Raw genomic sequence first — 18216 nt, forward strand, 5'->3', positions numbered from 1 at the left:
AGTAACTTACGGTCCGGGCCGATACTAGAGTCGAGAAGGATCGAGATCACATCATGACTGCTGGTAAGCCAGGCGAGTCAAATCGAACCTGCCCGTAATGCCGTCAGCGCAGATCGACGCGGATCAGGTCGGTGCCTCGGGTGGTGAACAGCGTCCGCACGCCGTCGGTGACCACCTCCGGAGCGCCGAACCAGGACTGCGCAAGCCCGTCGGCCAGCACGGTCAGTGCCGGTTCGCGGCGGCCCACCCGCACCGACCACAACCGGCCGCCGTCGGTGCCGAAGACCCGCTCGTCGATGACCGCCAGCTTGCCTCCGACCGGGCCGACGTCCACGCGCCACAACACCGAGCGGGTACGTGGGTCCAGCGCGAACAGCTCACCGTCGCGGGTCACCCCGACCAGCACCCGCCCGATCAGCTTCAGGTCCACGATCACCCCGCCGTCGGTTGGCTCGACGAGCCAGGCCAGCTTCCGGGCGCGGTGGTCGAAGTAGCCGAGCTTGGCGCGTGTCGTGGTCGGGGTGGTGCCGTAGCCGTTGATGACGCTGCCGCCGAGGAACACGCCGTGCGGATCCGGGCACAGCGACTGGACGGTCTGGTCCGGCAGGATGCCCCGCCAGGTGTGCGACCGCCGTCCGTCGAAGATGGTGAGCGCGCCCTCCCACCGGCCGTAGTCCGGTTCGGTGGACATCAGCACCACGCCGCGGCGCCGGTCGACGACCAGCGACGTGGGCCGGGTCTGCTCCTCGGCGGGGTCGACCCGGGCCACCTCGGTGGCCACCCGGTCACCATTCCGCAGGGTCAGGTGGCGGGCCAGCGTGTAGACGCCCATGTGGGTCACACCCCGCCAGTGGTCCATGTCCTTGGCCTCGCCACCGAAGGGCACCCGGTAGGTCTCGAACGCGGGCGTGGGCTGGGTGGAGACGACCTGGACGCCGAGCGTGCCGCCGACCACGATCCGGTCGCCGGCGTGGCAGAGCGACATCGGGCGCTCCGGCGTGGGCGCCAGGTTCGGCGAACTCATGTCCAGCGCCTCGGTGGTGCGGGAGTCCAGGTCGTAGAGGATGCCGCCGGCACCCTGCACCGCCCAGAGCCGGCCGTCGTCCAGGAAGCCGATGCGTACGTTGGACGCCTCGGCCACCGGCACACCGACCAGCGTGGGCGAGGTGTCGCCCAACGTGAAGCGGTACAGCGACCCGCTGGGCCGGGTGGTGTAGAAGACCTCGTCGCCCCGGCTGGTGATGCCGACGACGAACGAGTCGTTCGGCGTGCCGAGGATCTGGTACCGGCTGTGGTCGCGGGTGTCGACGACCAGAATCTCGGCGGTGGGCGAGATGCCGACCACGAGGTGGTCACCCACCAGGTGACAGACCGCGCCGAAGGTCCGCCCCCGCAGCTCGGCCGGAAGGATGTCGGTGCGCGTGCCGGTGTCCCGGTCGTAGGCGACGAGGCCGGCGCGGGAGCCGATGCCGCAGTACACCGTCGTCTCCGTCGCGACCAGGTCGCGGACGTAGGTGTCGTCGGGATCCATCCGCCCGTGGTCGGTGGCGTGCCCGGTGGCCGGGTCGTACTCCCAGATCCGGGCCGAGGGGTACGTGCCGACGAAGACCCTGCCGTCCGGCGACGCCTTGACGCTCCAGCCGACCTCCTGGTCGAGGTCGAGCACCTGCGTGACCGCGAGGGTGACGGTGTCCACCTTGAACAGCAGACCCGGGGTGTACGAGCTGACGAACAGGTCGGTGCCGACCGCGTCGATTCCCCACAAGCCGGGCACCCCAGGGATCAGCGCGGTCTTGGTGATCCGGCGTTCGGTCAGGTCGTACGCGGCGACCCGGGTGGGCATGATCTGCCGGGTCGCGAACCAGATCTCGTTGCCGACGCGGAGACCGTTGCCGAAGTTCAGCACCCGGGAGGCAGGTCCGAGGTCGGTGATCACCACGTCGGACGGCTCGGGCGCACCGGAACCCGGGGCGGCGTGGGCGGCTCGTGGAAATACGGCTCCTGCCGTTACCGCACCGAGACCGGCAAGCATCGCTCGCCGCGATACAACTCCCGACATGATGTGCCCCTTCCGCGCAGACAGTTGCAGGCCGGGCCATTTACGGTCGGGCCCGATACTGGCCTCGACCCTAAAGTTGGGCATCAGCCCCCGTCAACGGGCCGCCCGGACCGGATGTCACGCGGCGTCCGCCACGTCCCGGGCCACGACCGGGGAGAGCTCCATCGCGGCCGGGCCGGACAATCCGTCACCGATCGACCCGCACACCCCGGCGGGGAGCTTCCTCGCCACGACAGCAGAGATCCCCGCCCAACGGGACGGGGATCACAAGCAACGTGCCCGGTGCTCGACGCAATCCGGTGCACGCTCATGTCGATGAGCGGGCGTCGGGTCGCTGTGGCACTGAAGTGAGTTCACCGGCAAATGGCCGTCGAGTACCGGCCTGGCCGCGCAGGTCTTGGAGGGCGACCGTACTGCCCGGCGATGTGCGGACCTGCTGGCGGATGCCGGTTGTCGGCAGGCTACAGGTTGTTGATCCGGGCCAGCAGCTCTGCCTCGGTCAGGTTCTCCAGGACCGCGTCCTGCTTGCGGCCCAGGACCGCCAGCAGCTTCTCCTTCTCCAGCTTCTTGGCCGCCGCCGCCTTCGCCGCCTGCTCCTCCGCGAGGCGGACGGCGATGACGTGCTTGACGACCTCCAACTTGGCCTCCCAGATCGCCTTGGCCGGATTGGCCTCGGTGGCCACGAACGACTCGGTGTCGACGGCCTTGAGTTCGGCGTTGACCGCCTTGGCCACGTCGTCGAGGCTGAAGCCGGACTTGGCGGTCAGCGGAAGCTCCCACAACTGTTCGGTGGTCAGCTGTCCCTTGGCCGACGGATAGCGGAACTTCTCCCGCGTGGCCTTCTCGAAAACGGTCACGATGGTCTCTCTCCGATATCTGGTAGGGAATCAGAACTGGATGCCGATGAGGCGGCGCCGGCCGCCGGTCATGGTCACCTTGGCGACCACAGAGCTGCGGACCGTGGAGCTGAAGCCGAGACCGGACAGCTGATCCGGAGACGGCTCGCACTTGGTGCGGTCGCCGAGAACCTCGAACACCTTGCGGTGCGGTTGCAGGTCGCCGCGGAGGAACTCGTTGTAGATCCCGCGCGCCGGCTGGTCGTTCACGCACCCCTTCAGGATGAAGAAGTAGTGCCGGTTGCCGACCTCGTTGTCGTCGAAGTGGTTCGGCGAGTACATGATGGTGGACACCGGTACGAACTGTTCGGTGGTGATACCCCACACCTCCTTGCTCGCACTGCCCGGCTGCACGTCTCTGCCCGGCCGGAAAGCGGTGATGACCCCGCCGGTGACCGTCATCCGGCCCACCTCGACGGTCTCCTTGTGGCCGACCGCGCGCTCGTGGCGGTAGTGCTCGATCTTGCCGTTGCTCTCGGTCTCGATCACGAAGCCGCCCTGGGCGCTGTCCCGCCTGCGGTACTGGTTCACCTCGATGCGGTACTCACCGTCGGGGACCCGGTCGGTCCAGGTGACGTTCTCCACCGGCTCACGGGAGAGCGTCCCGCCGGCGTTCATGTCGACGTCCAGCTTGTTGCGCTTCTCCTGGTACCAGATGTGGTCGCCGTTGGGCTCGAACACGTGCAGGTCGAGGTCGTCGTGGTTGAACCAGGACAGGCTCACCCGCAGCTTGCCGGTGACGTTGCCGCCGGCTCGCTTGACCTTCTCCCGGATCGAGTCGGTGACGTTGCCGCCGTACGACCAGGCGAAATCGTTGTCCCACTTGAACAATCGCGGAGCGCCCGAGTGCCGGCCGGTCGTGAGACTGACGAAGTGCGGCTCGTGGGCGGTGTCGACCCACAGGTCGATGCTGGTGGCGCCGGGCAGGATGTCCTTCATGAAGGAGACCACCGGAATCTCCTCCGGCTCCGCGTCCCGAAGGCGCGCGCCTGCCGACCTCACGGTGGTCGCCTGCATGAGCAGCCCTTCGATGCCGTCCTTCATTCGCGGCTGCGTGTCGTTGTCGACCCACAGCACGTTGGTGACCGACACATCGGACAACCGGGCGAACCGCCGCTGCAACGACTCCTCGATGCCCAACTCGTCAATGGTCTTCATGGCCGCCTTGACCATGGCCGGGGTGATCAACGCCGTGGGGCGCTGGTAGTTCTGCGGCGCCACCTTCGTCTCGAACGACCGGACGGCCTGCTCCAGGTCGACGCCCGCGGAGAGATCCTGAACGAGGGTGCCGATCACCGTGTTGCGGATGCGTGCCGCCGGGTTCATGGCGTTGGCGAAGACGAAGGCCCGTCCGTCGGTCGCCGTCGTCCACCGGCTCTGCAGCGACCGAAACTCGGTCACCGCCCGACGGTGCTCCGCGCCGCGGTAGAGGGCGTTGCCGTCGATCAGGTCGACGACGGTGTCCAGAGCGTGCGGGGCAAGCTCGGCCAGGCCACGCTGGAAGACCTGCACCGCGGCGTCGAAGTTGCCCTGTGCCGCGCCGACGTCCGCGACGCGATGCCGCTCCTCCACCCGGCCGTGCAGGTGGTGCCACACCTCGACCTGGCCGTCGCGCAGCGTCCGGGTGGTCTTCGTCCCGTACTGCGCCTGAGTGGACCGGAAGACGGTGGACAACGGCAACGACAGAACGAACTCGTCCAGAGCGGCGGCAACGACGGAGAAGACCGGGTCGGATGCCGACACCCCGGACCAGACGGTACGGACCAGCCCGTCGTGGATCTCGACGACGGTGCCGAAGTGCTTGATGAAACCGCGGCACGTCGAGCAGTCGTACTCGGACCGCTCACGGAACCGCAGATTGGTGCCGGCGGGGAAGGAATCGAGAAACGTGAGCCAGAGTGAGTCCCGGTCGAGACCGTCGCCGACGACGTACAACTCGCCCCTGGACATGGTGGACAGACGCGAAGTCACATCCGTCACGAACTGCTGGAAATCGCCCACCGTTTCATCCCCCTTGATCGCCGGAGATCCTACGGAGCGGACGCCGACCGGAGGAAACGCGTTTCCGGCTCTCCGCACGGTCGTAGACGCCCTGCCGAAGGCCGTCGGGTGTCACTGGTTCACGCGCGTGCACCCGGTCGAGGTCGGCAACCCGCCGCGACCCGCCGGATCGCGCCAGGCCGGGCTCAGCTCGTCGCGCGAGTGCGTCGCGCCGCGACGTAGCGGCGCATCTTCTCGGAGGTTCCGCAGTCGTCCATGCTGCACCAGCGGCGACTGCGGTTCTTGCTCTCGTCGTTGAAGAGGAAGCGACAGCCGCCGCATCCCTTGATCCGGTCCAGTGCGCCTGTGGTGAGGAGTTGGACCGCCGCGTGCACCACCGGCCGCAGCGGCCGGGCGAGTGTCTGGTCGTCTCGCCAGGTCCATCCGAACGTACGCCCTTGATCGAGTCGTGCGTGACCGAGCGCGTCCGCTTCGTCGTCTCGCAGACGGGCCAGCACGGACGTGTCCGGGCTGCGATCAGCGGCGACCGCCCGGAACACATCGTCGAGATCGTCGCGGATGCGCAGCGATCGGGCGAGGGCGGTCCGGGAGCCGGCCGGATCATCGTGTGACAGCCGGCGCAACACCTCCGCCTCCGGCTCGCTGAGCGCACCCGCGTACACGCTCCAGGCAAGGAGCTCGGGGTAGCCGGTCAGCACGTCGTCGTCCGGAGATCCGACGGGCGGACCGGAACGGGTGTTGATGAAGTCCAGCGCGAGATTGCCGCCTACCAGGCGCATCCGCGTCACGCCCTCGAGTGTTTCCATCGAAACTCACTTTACCAGTTGACCCGCATCGAAGGACGCCACTAGCATGTTTCCATCGTAAGCGCTTTTGCCGGAAACTGGGGGTCTGATGAAACGCGGACGGGCAGCGGGGGCGCTGATCGGCTTGTCCGGTGGGACGTTCCTCTACACCACCGCCGAGGCGCTGCCCATCGGGCTGCTGCTGCCGATGGCGGGGGACCTGGCCGTCTCGCCGCCGCAGGTGGGCATGCTCGTCACCGCCTACGGCGCGGTGGTGATGGTCGCCTCGGTCCCGTTGACGGCGCTGGTCCGCAGGGTCCCTCGCCGCCGGCTGCTGTCGGCGCTCCTGGCCGGCTTCGTCCTCAGCACCGCCGTCACGGCGCTGACGAGCACCTTCGCGCTGCTCCTGGTCGCCAGGATGGTCACCGCGACGACCCATGCGCTGTTCTGGGCCGTGGTGGTGCCGGCTGCGGCTGAGCTGTTCCGGCCCGCACTACGCGGGCGGGTCGTCGCGGTCGTGTTCGCCGGCGGCACCGTCGCGTTGGCCCTGGGCGTGCCCGCAGGCACCTGGCTGGGCGACCGCGCCGGGTGGCGCGCATCGTTCCTGGCGGTAGCCGGGCTCGGCGCGGTGGTGTTCGTCGTGGTGGCCGCGCTGCTGCCCTCGACGCGGCCGGAAGACGGACACGCCGCCCGAGGTGCGACGCCCGACGCCCGACGCTTCTGGCTGCTGGTGGCGATGGCCGTCCTGGCGACCGCCGGTGCCATTGCCGCCTACACCTACGTCGCCCTCTTCGTCACCGAGGTCAGCGGATTCTCCGCCGCGTCGGTCGGGGCCGTCCTGTTCGCACGTGGCATCGCCAGCGTGCTCGGCATCCTCGCCATCGGCGCGCTGCTGGACCGCAGCCCGTGGCTCGCTCTCCTCACGACCGTCGCACTGCAATCGTCAGCACTGCTCGGCCTGTACAGGTTCGGCCAACGGCCGTCGGTGTCCGTCGGCCTGATCGCTCTGGCCGGACTGGCATTCGCCGCGTTCACCGCGACGCTCGGCGGCCTCGTTCTCCAGGTGGCCCCCGGGCGCTCCGACCTCGCCGCCGCCACAGTCTCCGCCGCGGTCAACGTCGGCATCACCGCCGGCGCGTTCGTGGGCGGCCTGGCCCTGCCGAGCCACGGTGTGCGCGCTACGGTGCTGATCGGCGCCCTGCTCGGCGTAGCCGCCCTGGTGCTGGCCCTCGGCGAACGACTCATCCGGCCCGCGCGCCACCCCAGCCGCGGTGCGGACTCTCGTCACGCAAGCGCCGGTGGCGGCACATCCAGCTCCCCGGTCACCCTGCGGACCCGCGTCTAGACAGGGCCACCGGCACCGCCGCCGGGCGGGCCAGGGCGGTCCACGCCAGCGCGACCGCGATGCCCCCGGTCGCTCCGACAAACCCTTCCCCGATGGTTCAACCCCTGGGTCAGCAGTTGCTCCCGCAGGCCGGTACCGGAGATCGGACGCGCCGGTACCGGCGTGCGACGCCCGAGACCCACGTCGCCGTCGACCCGGCGGTCGACGAGGTCGCCACCTACCGCTCGGTCCGGCCGCGACCGGGTGCCGGGCGCAGAACCTAGCCTTCGGCTGCGGAACCTCCGAGTCGGGTGAGGCGGCCGGCGACGTCAGCAGGAAGACCCCTGGTGTCGCCGTGTGTCGTCAGTACGAGTCTCAGCGACCCGGCGTGCGTGACGACGCCGAGGATCCGCTCGTCGCGGACCTGCGTCGTCATCGTCGGTCCCCAGATCGCGACGGCGGAGGACGTGTCGGGCTCGGATGTCCCCAGGTTGGTGATCTCCAGGTCGGCAGCCGTGGCGGCGAGCATCGCCGCCTCCGCCTCCGAGGCGTCGGCGGGGTTGAGCGAGCCCAGCATCAGTGCCGCATGCCGGGCACCGTCCCGCGCGACTCGCAGTTGCGCCGTCGCGTCCTTCGCGAGAGACCAGAGCGTGTTCTGCGCAGGTGCGCGCAGCACCACGCTCGTCGCCGTGAAGCGGTTCACCACGTCGTCCTCGAGGCCCAGCGCCGAGCGGAGATCGATGGGAACGTTGACGCGGATGCTCTCGGCCCCGGTGAGCGCGGCCAGCGCCTGCGCGGCGGCGGCACAGATCGCGCCCTGGACGGTCGACCCGTTGGCACGGGCGGTGGAGCGAAGATGTGCGGTCGTCGCGGGGTCGAGTTCGGCGATCTCGATGCTCGGTGCCGTGGCGTCGAACGGACGGATCGTGCCGACAGCCGGCTCCGCCGGAGGGCCCGGGATGTGATCGGTCGGCCGCTCCGTCCGGGGCAGACGTTCGAGCAGGCTCTCCTGGTCCAGGGGCGCCGGCCGAGCCGGGAGCGTCCGCCCGTCGAGGATCACGAGGAGGTCGTGCGCTGCGCGGAGCGCGCCGCGTCCGTCGGTGATCTGGTGGGAGAACGTCAGAACGACGGCGCTCCCCCGGTCGCCGGGTGCGCCGCCCACGAGCGTCGCGCGCGCCAGCGGGCTTCCGTCGGCGTCGACGGGACGGGCCTGCTCCTGCGCCGCCACGTCGCGCCAGCTTCCCCCAACGTGTCGGACCTCGATGGGTTCGGTCGACTTCCGGAAGGTCGGGCGGTCGCCGCTGCGGTCGATGCCGACGGCGAGCAGTGGGTGCGTCCGCTGCAGCTGCGCGAGCGCGCGCTCCAGTTGGTGTGCCGAGACGGGCGAGGCGAGTTCGACGACGAGCGAGAACTGTACGGGGTTGCGACCGATGTAGAGGTCGATGATGTGCTCGAACGCCCCCAGGGGACGCACGATCGGGTGTGCTGGAGAGTGGCGCATGTCTTCCTTCGTGTCGACGTGCCGATCGGTGGGCCGCGTTCGTTGCTCGGACTGCTCGGCCGGTGCCCCCGCCGCCGGCGGGCGACGGCGGCTCCGATGAGACACCCGGCCGTAGCGGCACACTCAACCCCGCCCGGGTGTGATCTGTTCGACGACGTCCGCAGACGCGGACCGACGTCTGCCGTGCCGCATTTGACTGTGCCCCGAGGGCACAGGTTCGCATGGGTGCGAACCCGCTGAACGTGGGTCGGACAGGAGATGCGAATGTCGCGAGGACGTGCAATGGCCCTGGTGGGGACGCTGGGACTGGTTGGGGCCCTGGTCTCGGTGATTCCGGCGACCGCCGACGGGACGCCGGCGGGACCGGCCGCGGCGGGTCCACGCTGGACCGCGTGCCCCACGGACGTGGTGGTGCCCCCGACGGTTCAACTGCCGGTGCAGTGCGCGACGGTGCCGGTTCCGTTGGACTACCAGGACCCGGACGGCACCCAGATCGAGCTGATGGTGTCGCGGATCGCGAGCACGAAACCGGAGAAGCGACGCGGTGTGCTGATGTTCAACCCGGGCGGGCCGGGCGGCACCGGGCTCGACCAGCCGGCCTTCCTGGTCTCGAAAGGGCTGCCGACCGGCGTCACGGACGCCTACGACCTGATCGGCATGGACACCCGGGGCGTCGGGCACTCGTCGCCGGTGAGCTGCGGCTTCACCGCCGATGACGCCTACTGGGCCAACATCCCGCCGTACGCGCCGGACGACGCCGCGGTGGGCCGCCAGGCGGAAATCGCCGAGGACGTCGCCGAACGCTGTGCGGCCAACGACACCGAGGGCCGGCTGCGCCACCTCACGACCGCGAACATGGCCCGCGACCTGGACCGGATCCGCGCCGCGCTCGGCGAGAAGACGGCCAGCTTCTACGGGGCGTCCTACGGCTCGGCGCTCGGTGCCGCGTACACCTCGATGTTCCCGGCCACCACCGACCGGGTGGTGCTGGACAGCATCGTCGGCGACACCCACCTCGACCGGGCCGGACTGCGCCGGTTCGCGCTCGGCATGGAGCAGACGTTCCCCGACTTCGCGGCGTGGGCGGCGAAGCGGCACGAGTCCTACGGCCTCGGCCGCACCCCGCGGCAGGTACGCCGGACCTACCTCACGCTCGCCGAGCGGCTCGACGAGACGCCCGCCGCCGACGGGCTCACCGGTGCCGTCTTCCGGCAGATCACCTTCGGCTCCCTCTACAACCAGATCCAGTACCCGAGCCTCGCGCGGATCTGGCAGACCTACCTGAACCCCGGCGAGGCGCCGCGGGCGAAGGCGGCGACCGCCCCCAACCCGCAGGACAACGCGCTTACCGTGTTCCTCGCCGTCACCTGCAACGACGTCGCGTGGCCCGAGGACGTGGACACCTACCGGCGGGCCGTCGCGCAGGACCGCAAGCGGTTCCCGCTGTTCGGCGCGGCCAGCGCCAACATCACCCCCTGCGCCTTCTGGACGCACGAGCCGGCGCAGCCGCCGGTCGCGGTGGACGACGAGGGGCCACGCAACGTGCTGATCCTGCAGAACCGGCACGACCCGGTCACCCCGCTCGCCGGTGGCAGGCTGCTGCGGGAGAAGTTCGAGAAGCGCTCCCGGCTGGTCACCGTCGACGGGAGCGGGCACGGCGTCTACGTGCTCGGTGGTAACGCCTGCGCGCTGAACCTCGCCACGTCGTACCTGGTGGATGGCACGATGCCGGCCGGCGACCGGACCTGCCGGCGCGGCTGACGTCGGCCGTGCCCCTGGGGCACGGTGTGCGATGGCAAGCAGTACGGGATCCTGCATCTCCTCCGGCTGCTGCGGATCCGTCGCCTGGTGGACCTGGGCGTGTCGCTTGCGACATCGCCGTGGCGCGGGAATCGGTCGAGGGCGCGGAACAGACGTTCCGCGCCCTCGACGTCGAACTCGAGGCCGGCATCGAGCGCCGGCAGCGGTCGCGCCGCCGGTCGTGAGGTCGGACACAGCGTGCCGCGCGTGCTTGAGTGTGCCGCTGCGGCACACCGGCTAATTGTCCAATGCCGAACGAGGTCGACCCAGATGTGATGTCGGAGCGGGACCGTGGGCCCACTCCTCCCGACGGCACCGCCCAGCCCGCCGACACCGTCCTGCGGCAGATGGGCGGCCCGGCCGGGTTCGTCTACTCCACGGTCCCGGTGATCGTGTTCGTCACGGCCGACGCGTTCCTGTCGCTTCCGGTGGCTGTCGGTGTCGCGGTCGCGACCGGGCTGGCGTTGTTCCTCCTTCGGTGGCTGCGCGGCGAGCGTCTCGTCTCGGCGGTGGGCAGCCTGCTCGGTGTGGCGGTGGCCGCCGGGATCGTCGCCTGGACCGGCTCCGCGCGAGACTTCTTCGTGATCGGGATCTGGGCCTCGCTGGCCGGATTCGTCGTCACGTCCGGGTCGGTGCTGGCTCGCCGGCCGCTGACCGGTGTCATCTGGAACGCCCTGCACGGCGGCACGCACGCATGGCGATCCGATCGAGCCGTACGGGTGGCACACGATGTCGCGACCCTCGCCGCGGCGTCGGTGTTCGGGTCCCGGTTCGCGGTCCAGCAGTGGCTCTACCTGGCCGACAGCACCGGTGGGCTGGGCCTTGCCCGAGTCGTCATGGGCACTCCGCTCACCGTACTGGCCGCGCTGGTCGTCGTGTGGAGCTTCCGGCGCAGCACCAGACGTCTCGTCGCGGCCCGCCGCTGACCACGTGCGGTCCACCGGCACCCGTCCCCGGCCCGCTCGCCGCGCGCCGGTCGGTGCCGTCGATCAGTCCCGCGGTTCGGACAGCAGGCGGTGGGTGCGCCGCAGGACGTCCAGCTGCGCCGGATTGTAGAGCTCCGACAGGGCCTTGCCGACGGCTTGTTCGACGTAGCGTGCGCTGTACCGGGTGCCGGCGTTCGTGATCCGCACTCCGGGGTTCTCGGCGAGCAGCGTGCGTACGTAGGGGGCCAGGTCCCGGGCCACGGCCGCGCGGGCCTGCGCGTCGGCGTCCGCGGGAAGCGTGTCGAACCGCTCGGCCACCGGGTCGTTGACGGGCTTGCGCAGCATGTCCCCCCAGGCCCGCATCGTGTCGGCGCCGAGTATCCGGGTCAGCACGACGACGAACGAACGGTCGGCCGGCGGCATCGTCGACACGACATCGGGTGTGACGACACCGGGTGGCAGTTCCGCCGGTGTGGGCTGTCGCAGGATGACGCCGAGTTCGAGGCGGGCCCGCTGGAGCCGTTCGATGGTGGCCGCGAGCTCGGCGTCCAGGGTGCGCAGGGCCTCCACGGGCTGATCGTCGGTGTCCTGCATGGTCGCGATCTGCGACAGCGAGAAACCCAACTCCGTCAGGCGCCTGATGCGCAGGATCCGGACGAGGTGGGCAACCCCGTACTGCTTGTAGCCGTTGGTGCGCCGGGGTGGTTCGGTCAGCAGCCCGATGTCGTGGTAGTGGCGTACCGCTCGCAGCGTGGTGCCGCCGAGTTGGGCGATCTCCCGGGTGCTCCAGCCCACTGCGCACCTCCGTTCGATGGTGGATCCTCGGCGCCGGCCGTCAGAGCCTTCCCGGGGCGTGGAACACCAGTTCGGGGTCGTACCGCTTCTTGGCGGAGAGCAGGCGCTCGGCGTTCGGCCCGAAGGCTGCGGCGGTGCGCTCGGCGTCGCCCGGACCGAGCAGGTTGGGATAGCCGCCCGGAAGCCGGTCGGTCTTGCGGACCCAGGCCCGGTGTCGATCCTCGGCGGGGTCTCCGGGTTCCCACACCGCGATGGTCTCGACCATCAGGTGCGGCGTCCGGTTGCGGAACGCGGTGGCGTCGGCGGGGACGCGAGCGGCCGCGCCGTGGAGGCTGTGCAGCGAGATCGCCGACAGCGGCGAGGTCTTGGCGTCGGCGGCGTCGAGCAGGATCTCCTGGACCGTACGGTCGAGTCCGGTCACCGTGCGCGCCCCGATCTCGACGTGGCGACCCCCCGGGAACATCGCGTCGATCTGTGCGAGCTGGTCGGTCATCGTGGTCGGGCCGAACTGCGCCGTCAGCGGCTCGCCGAGCTCGGTGAGCCGCTGAAGCACCTTGGTCCCGGCCTCGGGCTCGCCGCACCAGGTCGGCGCGACGAACAGCGCCGACCCACCGGTCGGGGCGGTGATGAAGCCGGCCTGCACGGTCAGCTCGTCCGGCCCGCGTAGCAGCGACTCCTCCAGCTCCGGCAGCACGTCGGAGCCGAACATGATCATGCCGGCCAGGATCGTCGGCACCGCGTGCAGCCGGATCCGCATCGAGGTGACGACGCCGAAGTTGCCGCCACCGCCGCGCAGGGCCCAGAGCAACTCGGGGTCGCGCTCCTCGTCCGCGGTGACCGACGTGCCGTCGGCGAGCACCACGTCGGCCGACAGCAGGTTGTCGGCGGCAAGGCCGAACCGGCCGCTCAGTGGACCGTACCCACCGCCGAGCGTCAGGCCCGCCATGCCGACCGAACCGGCCGTCCCGGTGACCGCGACCAGACCGGCCCGCTGCGCGGCCGCGGCCACGTCGGCCGACGTGGCACCGCCGGCCACGGTGGCGACCGCGGTTGCCGGGTCCACGCTCACCCGCCGCATCGGGCTCAGGTCCAGCGTCAGCCCGCCGTCGGTCAGCGCGCGACCGGCCCAGTCGTGCCCGCCGCCGCGCACCGACAGCGGGAGGCCCTTCTCCCGGGCGGTCCGCACCCCGGCCTGGATGTCAGCCGTGGTGGCGCACCGAAGGACGGCGCGCGGACGTCTGGTCACCGCACCGTTCCAGATCGTCCGCGCTGCTTCGTACTCCGTGCCGGACGTCAGCATGTCACCCATTTGATCAGAGTAGCCACTCACTCGTCAGAGACCAACTCTGACAGATGGCGGGGGCTATGCTCACACGACCATGACCGAAGCACCGAGGAGCCGTCGGGCCGAGTACGCCGCGGCCACCCGCGCCGCCATCATCGAGGCGGCGCGCTCACTCTTCGCCCGCAACGGCTACTTCGCCACGAAGATCGAGGACATCGCCGCGGAGGCTCGCGTCGCACCGGCCACGGTGTACGCGGTGACCGGCGGCAAGCAGGGGCTGGTCCGGACGCTCGTCGACCTGTGGAGCCAGGCGCCGATCGTGGCGCAGACCCTCTCCCGGCAGGAGACGCTCACCGACCCGGACGAGATCCTGCGGGACACGGCAGCCACGGTCCGGGCCATGCGCGAGACGTACGGCGACATCATGCGGCTGATGCTGACGACCGCGCCGCACCACGCCGAGGTCGCCGACAGCCTGCGGGTGGCCACCGGACGCTACCGCGACGCCGTCGAAGCCGTCGCCGTGCGACTCCGCGACGTCGGCGGCCTCCGTGCGGGAACGACAGTCGCGGAGGCGACCGACATCCTCTGGTTCTACTTCGGATACTCCGGCTACTTCACCCTGCTCGACGACAACGGCTGGACCTACGAGCAGGCGGAACGCTGGCTGGTCGCCCAGGCCACGGCCGCTCTTCGCTGAGACCGGGAGGTCTCCGACACCGTCGGCCGGTGCCACCGGGGTGCGGCGCGGCGATACGATACGGCCCTGCCGCGACCGAGAGGCGAACCGAGGCGCCGTGCCGTTCACCGCCAGTCATCCCGCTGTGGTCCTGCCCCTGCTGCGACCGCTGGGCCGCCTGGGCGTGCCCCCGTCGGCCCTCGTCGTCGGCAGTCTCGCTCCCGACCTGCCGTTCTACGTGACGGTCACGTCGCTGACCACATGGACCCACTCGCTGGCCGGGGCGGTCTCGCTCGACGTCCTGGTGGGCGCGGTGGCGTTCGTCGGGTGGCGGACGATCGGCCGGCCCGCGGCCGGCGTGCTGCTGCCCGGCCTATTCACCCCGTCCACCGGAACCGTCGGCGGCACCCGGACCGGAAAGGCCCGGCTGAATCCCCTGGCCGTCGTCGCGGGGCTCGCCGTCGGCGCGCTCACGCACGTGGTGTGGGACAGCTTCACCCACTCCGGCACTTGGGGCGTCCGACACCTGCCCTGGTTGGCCGCGGCACACGGGCCGCTTCCCGGCTACGAGTGGGCCCAGTACGCGAGCACCGTCGTCGGACTGGCCGTCCTCGCCGTGTGGTGCGCCAGGCGCGCACGCCCAGGCCCGGCCCTCGGCGGGCCGGAGCCGGCGTCGCGCCGCGCCCGTCGGGCGTGGGCCCTGGTGGGCGGGGCGCTCGTCGTCGGAGCGTCGCTGGGGGTGTGGATCGGGATCGGGAGCGAGGCCGACCCGGTCCGCGGTGCCGTGTTCCTCGCCGCGACGCGAGGCGGGCTCGCGGCACTCCTCGCGGTGGCGGCGATCGGGGTGACGGTCGTCGCCTCCAGCCGTTCGTCTCCGGCCGGCGCCGACGCGCCCCTCACCGAGGACCCGCATGCTGCGGACAGGGGCAGCCGACCGGCTCGCTGACCCCCGGCGGGCTCTCGCCCTGCGACCCTCTCCGCGCCAGCCGCCGGAAGGCCAGCCGGAAGAGCACCGGGATGCCACCACGCAGTTTGAGGATGCTGTTGTGCCTCAGTTCACCGGTCAGCAGCGTTGGCACGATGCGCAGCAGGGTCAGGGCCGACCGGAGGTAGTGGCGGCGTTTGACCTGGATCGTGAACAGGAACCCGAGGCAGAGGAGCTCGCCGCGCCGGAACTTGATCCGCCGGCAGTGCCGCAACGCCTCCCGGCCCCTCCGCTGCGCCTCGGCCAGCCGTCCCTGCTTGGCCGTCAGCACGGCGTAGCCGACCTCGACCTGGACGGCGGCGGAGCTGCGGTTCGCACCCACCTGCGCCAGCCGCTCCGCCTGGCGCAGATGGTCGGACGCCAGCTCGTACAGATGGGCGTTGGCCAGTGGCTCGGAGAGCCGCAGGTGCAGGAACGCGGACGCCTCGATCTCCTCCGGACACAGCTCCTGGTACTTCTGGCCACGGACGTAGTAGCGGAGGCACTCCTCGTCACGGCCCCGCACCTCGGCGATCCGGCCCAGGTAGTGGAAGGCGGTCGCGATCCAGCGCGCGACCCGGACGTCGTCAGTGGCGGCGGGGGCGAACGTCACGGCACGCCGCAACAAGCGTTCGGCCTCCGCCAGGTCCTGAAACGACGTGAACAGCGCGGTCGCCTCATGGGTGAGCGCGCCGCACTCGAAATGGGGATCAAGACCCCGACCCAGCCACGCCCGCAGGTCGTGCGCGGTCCGCACGGCGGTGGTGTACCGGCTGATCGACACCTCGTACTCGCACTTCGCGATCATGGCCCGCCCCCAGTCGTCGGTGCCGGGCTCGGCGCTCGCCACGGCAGCGGCGATGGCCCTGCTGCGCTCCCGCGTCTCGAACGCGCGTGTGCCCAGGTAGGACGCCAACGCGAGGTAGAGGCCCGAGACCGGGCCGCCCACCGCCGACTGGGCCGCGATCGCCTCCCGCAGGGCGGTCTCCACGTCGTCCATCCGGGCCGGCTGCCCGAGGTTGCTGGCGAGGCGCCCCAGCTCCGCGACGAACGCCGACAGCACGTCCGGCGAGACGTTCGTGGGCGACGCCGCCAGCCGCCGCATCCAGTAGACGAACGCGGCGTACTCCTCGCCGAGGTCGGCCATCGGTCGGGTACGGGCCTGCGTGATCCGAAACGTCGTCTGCCTCTCCCAGCCCTCCGGATCGCCGGCCACCGCCCGGACGCCGCACTGCCACTCGTCGAGCTCGGCCCGGGCGTCCGGCGTCATCGGGCGGCCGGAGCAGCCGCGTCGGTGCCGTCGACGTTGCCGCAGAAGTGCTCGCGCAGGAGTGAGTGCACGGTGAATCGCGTGTTGCCCTCGAGGGCACGCACCAGGGTCAGCCGGCAGGCGAGCTCGCGGACGCGCAGGAACTGTTCCCGGTCGGCGATCCGGCTCTGCGCGAAGAACTCCTGGTCGGTCACCGATCGTCCGGCCGGGACGAAGCAGAAGACGCCCATCAGACGTATCGCGTCCTGCGTCGAGCCCACGCCGTCGGCCAGGGCCTGCATCGACTGCGCATAGCAGTACCGCCACACGTTGTTTCCGAGCTGGCCGCCCCGATCGCGCAACCGCCGCACCACCTCAGCGATCGTCAGCGTCTTCTCCGCGGCGTACCGCACGATGATCTGGATCAGCAGCGGTGCGCACTCGGCCGCCTCCACCACGTCGTCGAGATCCGCGTCAGTGGGGTCGAGGGCCGTGTCGTGGCGGGCGAGGTGGTCGGCGTACCGCTTCGCGTCCGCCGCCGACGGGCCGTTCCACCTGCGTTCGGTCACCCACCGACCGCCGATCGCGGCGACCGACTCGCGAGTGGTCAGCAGGAACCGGTGCGGCGACTCGGCGAAGCGCGCGACCAGGTAGTCGACCGCCTGCCGGGCCTCCGGCACGGTCTCCAGGTTGTCGACGACCACCAGGCAGGGGGCGGCGGGGAACAGGCCCGGCAGCGCCTCCTCCACTGTGGTCGCGTCGACGTCCGCCGTCGGGTCGACCTGCTTGGCGAGCTCGACGAGGATGTCCCGCCACTCGCTCGTGATGCGCGCCCGCTGAGGCTTCATCAGGCCGGCCGGACCGATGTGGGTGAACTTGGCCGAGATGCCGAACAGGCGCGCGAAACCGGCTTCCCCCGTATGCCGGCGCGCCGCCTCGTACACCAGGGTGGTCTTGCCGTAACCCGCTCCACCCCAGACGGACAGGATCCGCGGACTCGCCGGGTTCTTCAGGATCTCGCCCACCTGGTCGACCATGTCGTCGACCCCGAACAACTGGTCGTACGCGACCGCCAGCGCCACCCGGAGCCGGTCGATGTCGGCGTCGATCCGGCCGGCGGCCGGCACCGCGGACGCGGACGCGGCATCGGGGAGGGTCTCACCCTCGTCCTGCGTCGACCGCGCCGCCCTGAGCTGCAACCTGCCGAGAACGACCGAGACCACGAGCCCGACGAGCGCGAGCGCGGCGCCGATCACCCCCGTCACGCCGCCGATGACCCCGAACAGTTGGTCAGCCCGCTCGAGATCGCCCCGGGCCTCCCGCGCGGCCACCGCGGTCAGCACCACACAGGCGCCGACCAGGACGCAGCCGGAAGCGGCGGCAATCTTCCCCAGTCGCTGCACGGGCTCATGATGGCAGAGCACGGCAAGTGACAGTTCTCAACGCCGTGGGCCAGCCGATCAGCCCCAGCGACTGGCAGGTCATCGACGCCCTGGAGAGCGTGGCGGCCGACCTGGGCCGCAGCATGGCGCAGGTGGCGATCAACTGGGTGGCCACCCAGCCCGGCGTCGCCTCGATGGTCATCGGGGCGAGCAGCCCCGAACAGCTCGCCAGCAACGTCGGCGCGCTCGACTTCGAGATTCCGGCCGACGCCCGCCGCCGGCTCGACGAGGCCAGCGCCCCGGACCTGGGGATGCCGTACGGCATGTTCACCGCGCAGTACCAGTCCTGGGTGGTGAGCCCCGGCCTCGGTATCGGCGACAAGCCCGCCGGCTACGCCCCGCCGGTGTTCAACGGCGTCACCGAACCCACCACGTGAAGCAATCCGACATGACACCGAACAACGACACCCTCGTACGGCGGAGTCGTCACCGTCCTCCGCCCTGGCGGGACAGCGACGGTCGTCGCGGTGCTGCGACCGAACCGGCGCGACGGCGACGGCCCCCGTACCG

At 70.9% G+C, this 18216-nt stretch carries 15 protein-coding genes; 6 read left to right on the forward strand and 9 right to left on the reverse strand.

The features are described from left to right. Window positions 1-103: 103 nt before the first annotated feature. The 4 genes from ACN27B_RS28910 to ACN27B_RS28925 all read right to left on the reverse strand — a co-directional run bounded on the left by ACN27B_RS28910 (window position 104) and on the right by ACN27B_RS28925 (window position 5762). Window positions 104-1939, reverse strand: a complete 1836-nt coding sequence (locus ACN27B_RS28910) for a hypothetical protein (RefSeq protein ID WP_099160281.1) — start codon at window positions 1937-1939, stop codon at window positions 104-106. A gap of 581 nt (window positions 1940-2520) precedes the next feature. After that, complete coding sequence (locus ACN27B_RS28915; protein ID WP_098746605.1) at window positions 2521-2916, reverse strand: hypothetical protein; 396 nt, start codon at window positions 2914-2916, stop codon at window positions 2521-2523. Between the two features lie 30 nt (window positions 2917-2946). Further along, window positions 2947-4956, reverse strand: coding sequence for a hypothetical protein (locus ACN27B_RS28920; RefSeq protein ID WP_422746093.1), 2010 nt, complete (start codon window positions 4954-4956; stop codon window positions 2947-2949). Window positions 4957-5141: 185 nt separating this feature from the next. After that, window positions 5142-5762 carry a CGNR zinc finger domain-containing protein gene (locus ACN27B_RS28925; RefSeq protein ID WP_422742359.1) on the reverse strand — a complete coding sequence of 207 codons (621 nt, stop codon included), beginning with the start codon at window positions 5760-5762 and terminating at the stop codon, window positions 5142-5144. Between the two features lie 88 nt (window positions 5763-5850). Between ACN27B_RS28925 and ACN27B_RS28930 the strand changes: the two genes are divergently transcribed. Next, complete coding sequence (locus ACN27B_RS28930; RefSeq protein WP_099160275.1) at window positions 5851-7086, forward strand: MFS transporter; 1236 nt, start codon at window positions 5851-5853, stop codon at window positions 7084-7086. Window positions 7087-7345: 259 nt separating this feature from the next. On the opposite strand, the gene ACN27B_RS28935 is transcribed toward ACN27B_RS28930, so the two are convergent. Continuing rightward, window positions 7346-8566: a phthiocerol/phthiodiolone dimycocerosyl transferase family protein gene (locus ACN27B_RS28935; protein WP_157779028.1), complete on the reverse strand. Its 1221-nt coding sequence runs from the start codon at window positions 8564-8566 to the stop codon at window positions 7346-7348. A gap of 411 nt (window positions 8567-8977) precedes the next feature. Between ACN27B_RS28935 and ACN27B_RS28940 the strand changes: the two genes are divergently transcribed. Then, window positions 8978-10327 carry an alpha/beta hydrolase gene (locus tag ACN27B_RS28940; protein WP_422742362.1) on the forward strand — a complete coding sequence of 450 codons (1350 nt, stop codon included), beginning with the start codon at window positions 8978-8980 and terminating at the stop codon, window positions 10325-10327. A 314-nt stretch (window positions 10328-10641) separates the two neighbouring features. Then, window positions 10642-11292 (forward strand): DUF3159 domain-containing protein, encoded by a 651-nt coding sequence (locus tag ACN27B_RS28945; RefSeq protein ID WP_099160270.1) that lies wholly within the window; start codon window positions 10642-10644, stop codon window positions 11290-11292. 63 nt (window positions 11293-11355) lie between these two features. Here the strand turns inward: ACN27B_RS28945 and ACN27B_RS28950 are convergent, their stop codons facing one another. Both ACN27B_RS28950 and ACN27B_RS28955 read right to left on the reverse strand, forming a co-directional pair. Then, window positions 11356-12087, reverse strand: coding sequence for a MerR family transcriptional regulator (locus ACN27B_RS28950; RefSeq protein ID WP_422742365.1), 732 nt, complete (start codon window positions 12085-12087; stop codon window positions 11356-11358). Window positions 12088-12127: 40 nt separating this feature from the next. Then, window positions 12128-13396: an FAD-binding oxidoreductase gene (locus ACN27B_RS28955; RefSeq protein WP_099160266.1), complete on the reverse strand. Its 1269-nt coding sequence runs from the start codon at window positions 13394-13396 to the stop codon at window positions 12128-12130. A 70-nt stretch (window positions 13397-13466) separates the two neighbouring features. Here ACN27B_RS28955 and ACN27B_RS28960 point away from each other — a divergent pair, with 70 nt between their 5' ends. Together ACN27B_RS28960 and ACN27B_RS28965 are read left to right on the forward strand one after the other, a co-directional pair. After that, window positions 13467-14072, forward strand: a complete 606-nt coding sequence (locus tag ACN27B_RS28960) for a TetR/AcrR family transcriptional regulator (RefSeq protein WP_091573758.1) — start codon at window positions 13467-13469, stop codon at window positions 14070-14072. Window positions 14073-14169: 97 nt separating this feature from the next. Next, window positions 14170-14997, forward strand: a complete 828-nt coding sequence (locus ACN27B_RS28965) for a DUF4184 family protein (RefSeq protein ID WP_157779027.1) — start codon at window positions 14170-14172, stop codon at window positions 14995-14997. Here the strand turns inward: ACN27B_RS28965 and ACN27B_RS28970 are convergent. Together ACN27B_RS28970 and ACN27B_RS28975 are read right to left on the reverse strand one after the other, a co-directional pair. Next, window positions 14948-16285, reverse strand: a complete 1338-nt coding sequence (locus tag ACN27B_RS28970) for a tetratricopeptide repeat protein (RefSeq protein ID WP_099160263.1) — start codon at window positions 16283-16285, stop codon at window positions 14948-14950. The genes ACN27B_RS28965 and ACN27B_RS28970 overlap by 50 nt on opposite strands. Continuing rightward, on the reverse strand, window positions 16282-17667 hold the full coding sequence (locus ACN27B_RS28975) for an ATP-binding protein (protein WP_157779026.1): 1386 nt from the start codon (window positions 17665-17667) through the stop codon (window positions 16282-16284). The genes ACN27B_RS28970 and ACN27B_RS28975 overlap by 4 nt, the downstream gene beginning before the upstream one ends. A gap of 26 nt (window positions 17668-17693) precedes the next feature. Between ACN27B_RS28975 and ACN27B_RS28980 the strand changes: the two genes are divergently transcribed. Further along, window positions 17694-18083, forward strand: coding sequence for an aldo/keto reductase (locus ACN27B_RS28980; protein ID WP_422742369.1), 390 nt, complete (start codon window positions 17694-17696; stop codon window positions 18081-18083). The last annotated feature ends 133 nt before the right edge of the window (window positions 18084-18216 follow it).

Source organism: Micromonospora sp. WMMD754 (genome assembly GCF_049315235.1).
Lineage (GTDB): Bacteria > Actinomycetota > Actinomycetes > Mycobacteriales > Micromonosporaceae > Micromonospora > Micromonospora sediminicola.